This is a genomic window from Geobacillus sp. Manikaran-105, from assembly GCF_002809955.1.
Taxonomy (GTDB): Bacteria; Bacillota; Bacilli; order Bacillales; family Anoxybacillaceae; genus Geobacillus; species Geobacillus thermophilus.
In genome coordinates this window covers 18,212-28,211 of the sequence record NZ_PIJG01000060.1, presented here as the reverse complement: position 1 = coordinate 28,211, position 10,000 = coordinate 18,212, and the positions used below count along the sequence as shown (strand labels likewise).

8 protein-coding genes are annotated in these 10,000 nt (G+C 55.0%); all 8 read left to right on the top strand.

Annotated features, from left to right (window positions below):
* Positions 1-262 precede the first annotated feature (262 nt).
* A complete protein-coding gene (xylA, locus tag CV945_RS14835) occupies positions 263-1,600 on the top strand; it encodes a xylose isomerase (RefSeq protein ID WP_100660070.1) in 1,338 nt (445 codons plus the stop codon).
* Positions 1,601-1,613: 13 nt separating this feature from the next.
* Positions 1,614-3,113, top strand: coding sequence for a xylulokinase (gene xylB / locus CV945_RS14830; protein ID WP_100660069.1), 1,500 nt, complete (start codon positions 1,614-1,616; stop codon positions 3,111-3,113).
* Positions 3,114-3,228: 115 nt separating this feature from the next.
* Complete coding sequence (locus tag CV945_RS14825) at positions 3,229-3,531, top strand: hypothetical protein (RefSeq protein ID WP_011231363.1); 303 nt, start codon at positions 3,229-3,231, stop codon at positions 3,529-3,531.
* Between the two features lie 305 nt (positions 3,532-3,836).
* The gene (locus CV945_RS14820; RefSeq protein WP_100660068.1) at positions 3,837-4,871 is read left to right on the top strand and encodes a nitronate monooxygenase; all 1,035 of its coding nucleotides are present in this window, start codon (positions 3,837-3,839) and stop codon (positions 4,869-4,871) included.
* Between the two features lie 75 nt (positions 4,872-4,946).
* The gene (locus tag CV945_RS14815) at positions 4,947-6,134 is read left to right on the top strand and encodes an iron-containing alcohol dehydrogenase (RefSeq protein ID WP_100660067.1); all 1,188 of its coding nucleotides are present in this window, start codon (positions 4,947-4,949) and stop codon (positions 6,132-6,134) included.
* A gap of 220 nt (positions 6,135-6,354) precedes the next feature.
* Complete coding sequence (locus CV945_RS14810; RefSeq protein WP_047818459.1) at positions 6,355-6,756, top strand: acyl-CoA thioesterase; 402 nt, start codon at positions 6,355-6,357, stop codon at positions 6,754-6,756.
* Positions 6,757-6,774: 18 nt separating this feature from the next.
* Positions 6,775-7,179 carry a DnaA N-terminal domain-containing protein gene (locus CV945_RS14805; protein ID WP_025950747.1) on the top strand — a complete coding sequence of 135 codons (405 nt, stop codon included), beginning with the start codon at positions 6,775-6,777 and terminating at the stop codon, positions 7,177-7,179.
* A gap of 344 nt (positions 7,180-7,523) precedes the next feature.
* Complete coding sequence (nirB, locus tag CV945_RS14800) at positions 7,524-9,950, top strand: nitrite reductase large subunit NirB (protein WP_100660066.1); 2,427 nt, start codon at positions 7,524-7,526, stop codon at positions 9,948-9,950.
* Positions 9,951-10,000: the final 50 nt, after the last annotated feature.

Genomic DNA, 10,000 nt, shown 5'->3' with positions numbered 1-10,000 from the left:
TGATCCGCTCACGCTCCATTCCAACGATTTTTCTTCCTTTTTCGACATAAGCCCCCTAAATCCCTGCCTCAGGGTGTACTTTTTCACCGGCCTTCTAGAGTGTGGGGGATCGTATGCCCATCCCCCCTGTAAAACTTCAACCAACATAGTTGTGGTTTTACAGGTGAGAATACTTTGTTTATATGATAGACAAACAAATATGAAAGCGTTATAATGAAACTGAAATAAATCATTCTCGCTTATTTTTAAGGAGGACTTGGATATGGCATACTTCCCGAATGTCGGCACTATTCCATATGAAGGACCGGAGTCGCGCAATCCGTTGGCGTTTAAGTTTTATAATCCGGAAGAAAAAGTCGGCGACAAAACGATGGAGGAGCATTTGCGCTTTTCGGTCGCGTATTGGCATACATTTACCGGGGACGGATCGGATCCGTTTGGCGTCGGCAATATGATTCGCCCGTGGGACAAATACAGCGGGATGGATTTGGCGAAGGCGCGCGTGGAGGCGGCGTTTGAGCTGTTTGAAAAGCTGAACGTTCCGTTTTTCTGCTTCCATGACGTCGACATCGCGCCGGAAGGGGAAACGCTCAGCGAGACGTACAAAAACTTGGATGAAATTGTCGATATGATTGAAGAATACATGAAAACAAGCAAAACGAAACTGCTGTGGAATACAGCGAACTTGTTCAGCCATCCGCGCTTCGTTCACGGGGCGGCAACGTCATGCAATGCCGATGTGTTCGCCTATGCGGCGGCGAAAGTGAAAAAAGGGCTGGAGATCGCGAAGCGGCTCGGAGCGGAAAACTACGTGTTCTGGGGCGGCCGGGAAGGTTATGAGACGCTGCTGAACACGGACATGAAGTTGGAGCTTGACAATTTGGCCCGCTTCTTGCATATGGCGGTCGACTATGCGAAAGAAATCGGCTTTGACGGCCAGTTTTTGATCGAGCCGAAGCCGAAAGAGCCGACGAAGCATCAATACGATTTTGATGTGGCCACGGCGCTGGCATTCTTGCAAACGTACGGGCTCAAGGATCATTTCAAATTCAACATTGAAGCGAACCATGCGACGTTGGCTGGCCATACGTTTGAACATGAGCTGCGCGTCGCCCGCATCCACGGCATGCTCGGTTCGGTCGATGCGAACCAAGGCGATATGTTGCTTGGCTGGGATACGGATGAATTCCCGACCGATTTGTATACGACGACGCTGGCGATGTATGAAATTTTGCAAAACGGCGGCCTTGGGCGCGGGGGCTTGAACTTTGACGCGAAAGTGCGGAGAGGCTCGTTCGAACCGGAAGACTTGTTCTACGCTCATATCGCCGGGATGGACAGCTTTGCGATCGGTTTGAAAGTCGCCCATCGCTTGCTGGAAGACCGCGTGTTTGAACAATTCATCGAAGAACGGTACAAAAGCTATACGGAAGGCATCGGCCGCGAAATTGTCGAAGGAACGGCGGATTTCCACAAGCTGGAGCAATACGCGTTGCAGCTTGGCGAGATTCGCAATACGTCCGGCCGTCTCGAACGCTTGAAAACGCTGCTGAACCAATATTTGTTGGAAGTCAGCGTTCCGGGCGGATCTCGTTCGTGAAAGAGGGATGAGCGTGGAATATGTCATTGGCGTCGATTTAGGAACAAGTGCGGTGAAAGTGTTGCTTGTCGACCGACACGGCGTGGTGAAAGGGGAATGGACCGAGTCCTATCCCCTTTACCAGCCGCATTCCGGTTATAGCGAGCAGCGCCCGGACGATTGGGTGAAAAAAACGATCGTCGCGCTCCGCCGTGTGTGGGAGACGGCGGGCGTTTCCCCCGAGTCGATCGTGGGGATTAGTTTTTCCGGACAGATGCACGGGCTTGTGCTGCTTGATGGCGATGGGAATGTGGTGCGCAATGCGATTTTGTGGAATGATACGAGAACGACAGCACAGTGTCGGGACATTGAAGAAAAGGTCGGCCAAGACGCGCTGCTGGCAATCGCCAAAAACCAGGCGCTTGAAGGATTCACCTTGCCGAAGCTCCTTTGGGTGAAACAACACGAACCCGAGCTGTACGAGCGGGCGCGGGTGTTTTTGTTGCCGAAAGATTATGTCCGCTTCCGCTTGACCGGGCACATGGCGATGGATGTATCGGATGCGGCGGGGACGCTGCTGTTGGATATCAAAACGAAAACGTGGAGCGAGGCGATCGCCCGTGCGGTCGGCGTCGATCTCACGCTTTGCCCGCCGCTTGTTGAGGCGGCGGCATGGGTCGGGACGCTGCGTCCGGAGGTGGCCGAACAGACCGGGCTGCCGGCATCGGTGAACGTGTTCGCCGGCGGAGCGGACAACGCCTGCGGCGCGGTGGGTGCGGGTATTTTGGCAGAAGGCCGCATGATGTCAAGCATCGGCACATCCGGCGTCGTCTTGGCGTATGAGCAAAGCGGGGAAAAAGATTTCGCTGGAAAAGTGCATTACTTCAACCATGCCGAGCCGAACGCCTACTATATTATGGGGGTGACGCTGGCGGCGGGCTACAGCTTTGATTGGTGGAAGCGGACGTTTGCGGAAGACGTGCCGTTTGCCGAGATCGTCCAGCGCGCTGCCGAGTCGCCGATCGGTGCGAACGGGTTGTTGTTTACGCCGTATTTGGTCGGCGAGCGGACGCCTTATGCGGACGCCGATATTCGCGGGTCGTTTATCGGCATCGACTCGCGGCAGACGAAATGGGATTTCGCCCGCGCGGTCATGGAAGGGATTACGTTCTCGCTCAACGAGTCGGTGGAGATCATCAAAGCGAGCGGCAAAACGATCGACTCGGTCGTCTCGATCGGCGGCGGAGCAAAAAGCGCCGAGTGGCTGCAAATCCAAGCCGATATTTTCGGCATCTCAGTGGAAAAGCTGAAGAACGAACAAGGGCCGGGACTAGGCGCTGCGATGATCGCCGCGTGCGGCGTCGGTTGGTTCGATTCGCTCAAGCAATGCGCGGATGCGTTCAAACAAGTCGAATCCGTCGTCGAACCGCGGCCGGATGCGGCGGCGAAATACAAAGAGCTGTTTGCGATTTATCGCGATGTATATCCGCGTACGAAAGAACTGGCGAAACGGTTAAAGGTGTTTCGGCCGTGACGATAAACTCCCTAAACCAGTGGATGGTTTGGGGAGTTTTTTGTTTGATCAAGCAATAAGGCAGGATGACCCGCCACGTTTGTCGAAAGGAGAACTTGAAAGGTGGAGATGAAACATGGACATTCGAAAAGAATTCGAACATCTTCAATATTTCTTTGACTCGTATTACAATCAGACGTTTTACAATGCTCAATTAGAAGAACAGTTTTTGCGATTTCTAGCGGATGAACCGGAGTGGGTGGTTCGTGCCTTGAAGCTGGAAGTAGAGAAGCTCGAACGCATCCACCATCGCCGCGATACGGAGACATGGGCAAAAATCGAAGAACTTGTTCATGAAAACAGCATGCGCTATTTTTCGTTTGAGGATGGCAAAACGTTTATCAAAGTGGCCAGCCGTTTGTTAAAGGATATTGAGTAAAGGGACAAATCATGAACAAACAGCCTGTTTATTGGACGTCAGGTGACAGCGATTAGGCATGGATCGTATTGTTCGCTTTATGTTTCGATCGATTGATTGAACAACGGATAACACCTGTTCTTACCATATGTATGTGAGATGTTGAAAACGCGCCGCGTTGGCCGGACAGCTGTCGTTCATGGAGCGTGCAAAAGACATAGTCGGCGTAAAGATTGATTCGACAAAGGGGGGAGGAAATCCGAGCACGAAGCGCGAAAAAATAGGAGAGGGGCAAAACGGTTTTAGCCGAAAGAAGGGAGATACGTATGTTCTCTACACTTCCCATCCCGATCATTCAAGCGCCGATGGCAGGCGGGGTGTCGACGCCTGAACTGGCCGCGGCGGTGTCCAACGCCGGCGGGCTTGGGTTTTTGGCTGGCGGGTACAAGACGGCGGAGGCCATGAAGAAGGAAATTCATGAGCTGCGGACGTTGACGGATCGGCCGTTTGGGGTAAATGTGTTTGTGCCGGGGGACAAAACAGTGGATGAGGAGGCGGTCGAACGGTACCGTGTAGCACTGGCGGCGGAGGCGGAGCGGTTTGGGGCGTCAGTCGGCGAGCCGAAATGGGAGGACGACGACTGGGCGGCGAAGCTTGATGTGCTTCTTCAGGAGCGAGTGCCGGTTGTGAGCTTTACGTTCGGTTGCCCGGACAAAGAAGTGATCGCTGCCTTGCAAAAGGCGGGATCGTTTGTGATCGTGACGGTCACGGCGGTGGAGGAAGCTGAAATGGCAGCCGAAGCTGGGGCGAATGCGCTTTGTGTGCAAGGGGCGGAAGCGGGCGGGCATCGGGCGTCGTTTGGCAACGATCCGGAAAAGGATGAGGCGCTCGAGTTGTTTCCGCTGCTGGCCCGAGTGCGGGCGGCGGTCCGGGTTCCGCTCGCGGCGGCGGGCGGGATCATGGATGGGCGCGGCATTGCGGCGGCTCTTAAAGCCGGGGCGAGCGCGGTGCAGCTCGGGACGGCGTTTTTGCGCTGCCCGGAAAGCGGGGCGCACCCGCTTCATAAACAGGCGCTTGCCGATCCGCGGTTTGTGGAGACGGCCGTGACGAGGGCGTTTACCGGCCGGCCGGCGCGCGGGCTTGTGAACCGGTTTATGGCGGAGTATCGCGCCTTGGCGCCGGCAGCGTATCCGCATGTGCACCATATGACGAAGCCGCTGCGCGCCGCATCCGCCAAGGCGGGCGACCCGGAGGGAATGTCGCTTTGGGCCGGGACAGGATACCGGCTGGTGCGGGAGCTTCCGGCCGCGGAGCTTGTCGAAGAGCTGAAGCGGGAGCTGGAGGAAGCTTGGCGAGCATAGGAGTTTGGTTATGCGGATGGAAAGAAAACGCGTTCATTCTTCCGAAAAAATGTTGAATAAGGGGGAGAGAAAACCATGACCGCATCCCGCATCGTCTTTCCGCCGCTCAGCTATGTCGGCTGGGGGGCGCTTGGCCAGTTAGTTCCAGAAGTAAAAAGGCTTGGGGCAAAACACGTGTTGGTGATCACCGATCCAGCGCTTGAAAAACTCGGTCTCATCGAGCAAGTGGCATCTCCGCTCCGGCAAGCAGGGTGCAGCGTGCATGTGTATACGGATGTTGTGCCGGAGCCGCCGCTTGAAACGGGGGAGAAGGCGGTGGCGTTTGCCCGCGACGGAGAGTTTGACCTTGTCATCGGCGTCGGCGGCGGCAGCGCGATGGATTTGGCGAAACTGGCCGCTGTTTTGGCCGTGCATGAAGGTTCGGTCGCCGATTATTTAAACTTGACGGGAACGAGAACACTTGAGAAAAAAGGATTGCCGAAAATATTGATTCCGACGACATCAGGCACCGGGTCGGAGGTGACGAACATCTCCGTCTTGTCGCTAGACACGACGAAAGATGTCGTGACGCATGACTACTTGCTGGCCGATGTGGCGATCGTCGACCCGCAGCTTACGGTTTCCGTCCCGCCGCGGGTGACGGCGGCGACTGGGATCGATGCGCTCACCCATGCGGTCGAGGCGTACGTGTCGGTCAATGCGAGCCCGACGTCGGACGGCTTGGCGCTTCAGGCGATGCGCCTCATTGCTCGCTCATTGCGCAAGGCGGTGGAAAATGGAGCGGACAAACAGGCGCGCATCGATATGGCGAACGGCAGCTATTTGGCCGGTTTGGCGTTTTTCAACGCCGGCGTGGCGGGTGTGCATGCGCTCGCGTATCCGCTCGGCGGGCAGTTTCATATCGCCCATGGCGAATCAAATGCCGTGCTCTTGCCGTATGTGATGGGCTACATTCGCCAAAGCTGCACGAAACGAATGGCGGACATGTTAAACGCCCTTGGCGGCAACTCAAGCTTTTTATCAGAGGAGGAGGCGTCGCGCCGCTGCGTCGAGGAGCTTGAGCGCCTCGTCGCCGATGTCGGCATTCCGAAGACGCTCGGCGGTTTTGGCATTCCGGAAAGCGCATTAGAAAGTCTGACGAAAGACGCCGTCCAGCAAAAACGGCTGCTCGCCCGCAGCCCGATGCCGCTTTCGGAAGCCGACATCCGCGCGATTTATCAAGCGGCGTTTACAGGGACGATCGTCGAACCGAACAACGAATAAGGAGAAAAACAGGGGCTGCTTCAGGCTCCTGTTTTTTCTTTGGCTGTTGGAAATAGGGTCTCACTTCTCAAGTTGGATCCCCCTTCCGCTCAAGGGGCGACGTTTTTCATGTTTTCTTGATGGTGAAGCAGGAATTTCCACATCGTGGAGCGAACACATATACATCAGCCGCCGAAATTCGACAAAAGACGATTCCAGTTCTTGTGGAGGAGGGGCGTTCGTGTTTACGACTGTCATTACGCCGCGCGTGTCAGAGACGGACGGCGTCGGCCATATTAACAATACGACCGTGCCCGTTTGGTTTGAAGCGGGGCGGCATGAAATTTTCAAGCTGTTTACACCTGACTTGTCATTCAAACGTTGGCGGATGGTGATCATCCGCATGGAGGTTGACTACGTCAACCAACTGTATTATGGGCAAGATGTGACTGTGTATACCGGCATTGAGCGCATCGGCAACACAAGCCTCACGATTTATGAAGAAATCCACCAAAACGGGGTGGTGTGCGCCAAAGGGCGGGCGGTGTATGTCAATTTCAATTTTGATACCGGGCGGCCTGAACCGATTCCGGATGACATTCGGGCGAAATTGCGCGAACATGTATGGCAGCCAGGCGAGTAGACGAAAGGGGGTGAGTGTGTGAAGGAGCACCATCTTTGGGAACAAGTGAAAACGAAGCTTGCGCAAAAGCTGTCCGGGCCGTCGTTTGACACGTGGTTTGCCTCGACGTCGGCGACGGTGGATGACGATTGGCTCATCATCGAATGCCTCAACGACATTCAATGTGAATGGCTGCAAACAAGATACGGCGAACTCATCAGTGAAACCGTCCGCGAAGTGTTCGGCCGCGAGATGCGCATCTTCGTCTCTGTCCACGGCGAGCGGCAGAAAATCGAAGAGCGGCTCGAACAGCGATTCGGCGCTCCGATGACCTTCCGTCAATACGTCACCCGCCTTGAGCGGCAGATGGAGGAGCTGGAGCGGCGCATTGACCACTACGCGCGCATCATCGATGAACTGCTGGAATCCCGTCCGATTCACTGATGATCCCCTAATGAGCAACCTCCAATAAGAAGCGGCCTCCGCGCCATCAGCCGGGAGGCCGCTTTTTGTGCATCTTTTATGTTATAAAAAGTTACGCAATTGTAGTGAAACCGTATATTCCCTCTGATTTTTATGCGATCGTTCATATTTTTTGTTAAAATCATGTTATATAATCTAACATAAAAAATGCATACTTCATGTTTGACGTGATATGATGGGCGCAGCCAAGGCAAAGGGGGAATGTGAGGGTGATGAAAACAAGAACGGTCGGATTATGGGAGATGCTGGTGATGACGATCCGGCTTTGGCTGCATCGATGACAAGAAGTATGGAGGGATGACGATATGAAACGAAAACTCGTGTTAATCGGCAACGGCATGGCGGGGGTTCGCTGCATCGAGGAGATTTTAAAACTTGACCGTGAGGCGTTTGAGATCACGATTTTTGGCAGCGAACCGCATCCGAACTATAACCGCATTTTGTTGTCAAAGGTGCTGCAAGGAGATACGCGCCTTGATGACATTACGTTGAACAGTTGGGAATGGTACGAACGAAACGGCATTCGGCTGTTTGCCGGCGAAACGGTGACGGAAGTCGACATCAAGCGGCGGCTTGTTCGGACCGACCGTGGGCGGGTAGTCGAATACGATGAATTGATTTTCGCGACAGGGTCGAATCCGTTTATCTTGCCGGTGCCGGGGGCGGATTTGCCCGGGGTGACGGCGTTTCGCGATATTCAAGATTGCGAGCGGATGATCGAATATGCGAAGACGTACAAAAAAGCGGCGGTCATTGGCGGCGGCTTGCTTGGCTTGGAGGCGGCGCGCGGCCTGCTTCACTTAGGAATGGATGTCGATGTCATCCATATTTTCGACTATTTGATGGAACGCCAGCTTGATCCGACCGCTTCGAAGCTGCTGCAGCGGGAGCTGGAGAAACAAGGAATGAACTTTTTGCTTCGCAAAGAGACGGCTGAATTGTTCGGCAACGGCCGTGTGGAAGGAGTGCGATTTAAGGACGGTACGTCCATTGCCGCCGACTTGGTGGTGATGGCGGTCGGCATTCGTCCGAATGTTGATTTAGCGCGGAGAAGCGGCATTGAGGTGAATCGAGGAATCGTTGTCAATGACTACTTGGAAACGAGCGTGCCGCACATTTACGCGGTCGGTGAATGCGCGGAACATCGCGGTGTTGTGTATGGACTCGTCGCTCCGCTTTATGAGCAGGGGAAAGTGCTGGCACAAGCGATTTGCGGCCGAAAAGGAAAGCCGTACGAAGGATCCGTCGTCTCGACCCAACTGAAAGTGTCAGGCGTCGATGTGTTCTCAGCCGGCGAGTTTATGGACGTTGAGGGCACGGAATCGATCAAGTTGTACGACGAAGCGCGCTCGGTGTACAAGAAAGTCGTCGTTCGCGAAGGGAAAATCGTTGGTGCAGTGCTGTTTGGCGATACGAGCGAAGGAAGAAAACTATTTGATATGATCCAGCGCGGCGATTCGCTTGAGGCGCTTTCTCTTTCGTTATTGGCGCCGGCTTCATCGGGAGGAAAAGGAAGCCTTGTGGCGGCGATGGCGGATACCGATGTCGTCTGTGGCTGCAACGGGGTGACAAAAGGCGCGATTTGTCAGGCGATTGCCGAACACGGGCTTAAGACGGTCGCCGAGGTGCGCGACTATACGAACGCGTCTCGCTCGTGCGGCGGATGCAAAGGGCTTGTCGCCGAGCTGCTTGAGCATATGCTTGGTGAAGAAGCGAACCGGTATGCGGTGAAAGAAACGATCTGCGGCTGCACGGACCTAAGCCGCGAGGAAGTGGTTGCAGCGATCAAAGAAAAGCGGCTGATGACGGTCAAAGAAGTGATGAGTGTATTGGGATGGAAAAACGAGGAAGGGTGTTCGAAATGCCGTCCGGCGCTCAATTATTACCTGGGCATGTTGTATCCGGGCGAGTACGATGAAGAAGCGGAATCGTTGTTTGTCAATGAGCGGCTGCACGCCAACATCCAGGCCGACGGCACGTACTCCGTTGTGCCGCGCATATATGGCGGGGTGACGACAGCCGAACAGCTGCGGAACATCGCCGATGTCGCGGAAAAATACAACGTGCCGATGATTAAGATCACCGGCGGGCAGCGCATCGACTTGCTTGGGGTGAAAAAAGAAGATTTGCCGCGCATTTGGGCCGATCTCGGCATGCCGTCCGGCTACGCCTACGCCAAGGCGCTTCGGACGGTGAAAACGTGCGTCGGCAAGCAGTTTTGCCGCTTTGGGACGCAAGATTCGACCGGGTTTGGCATTCGGATGGAACAAACATTTGAGCGGCTGAAAACGCCGCATAAAGTGAAAATGGCCGTCTCCGCCTGCCCGCGCAACTGTGCGGAATCGGGCATTAAAGATGTCGGCGTCGTCGGCGTCGAGGGCGGATGGGAGATTTATGTCGGCGGCAACGGCGGCACCCATTTGCGTGCAGCTGACTTGCTTTGCACGGTCAAGACGGAAGACGAAGTGATCGAGATGACCGGTGCTTTTTTGCAATATTACCGCGAGTCCGCGCATTATTTGGAACGGACGTCCAAATGGGTCGAGCGCGTCGGGCTTGAGCATATCCGCGAAGTGTTGTTCGATGTGGAAACGCGCCGCACGCTGCTTGAGCGGCTTCACAAAGCTCTTTCCGCGACAACAGATCCGTGGCGGGACATCGTCGAAAACGAGAGACTGCAGCAACTGTTGTTCCGCGATATCGGCGACAAAGAGCCGGTGCCGGTGGAATGAAGGGGGATGACGGCGGGCGGAAAAAGTTGATGTTCCGCCGCCTGGATTGA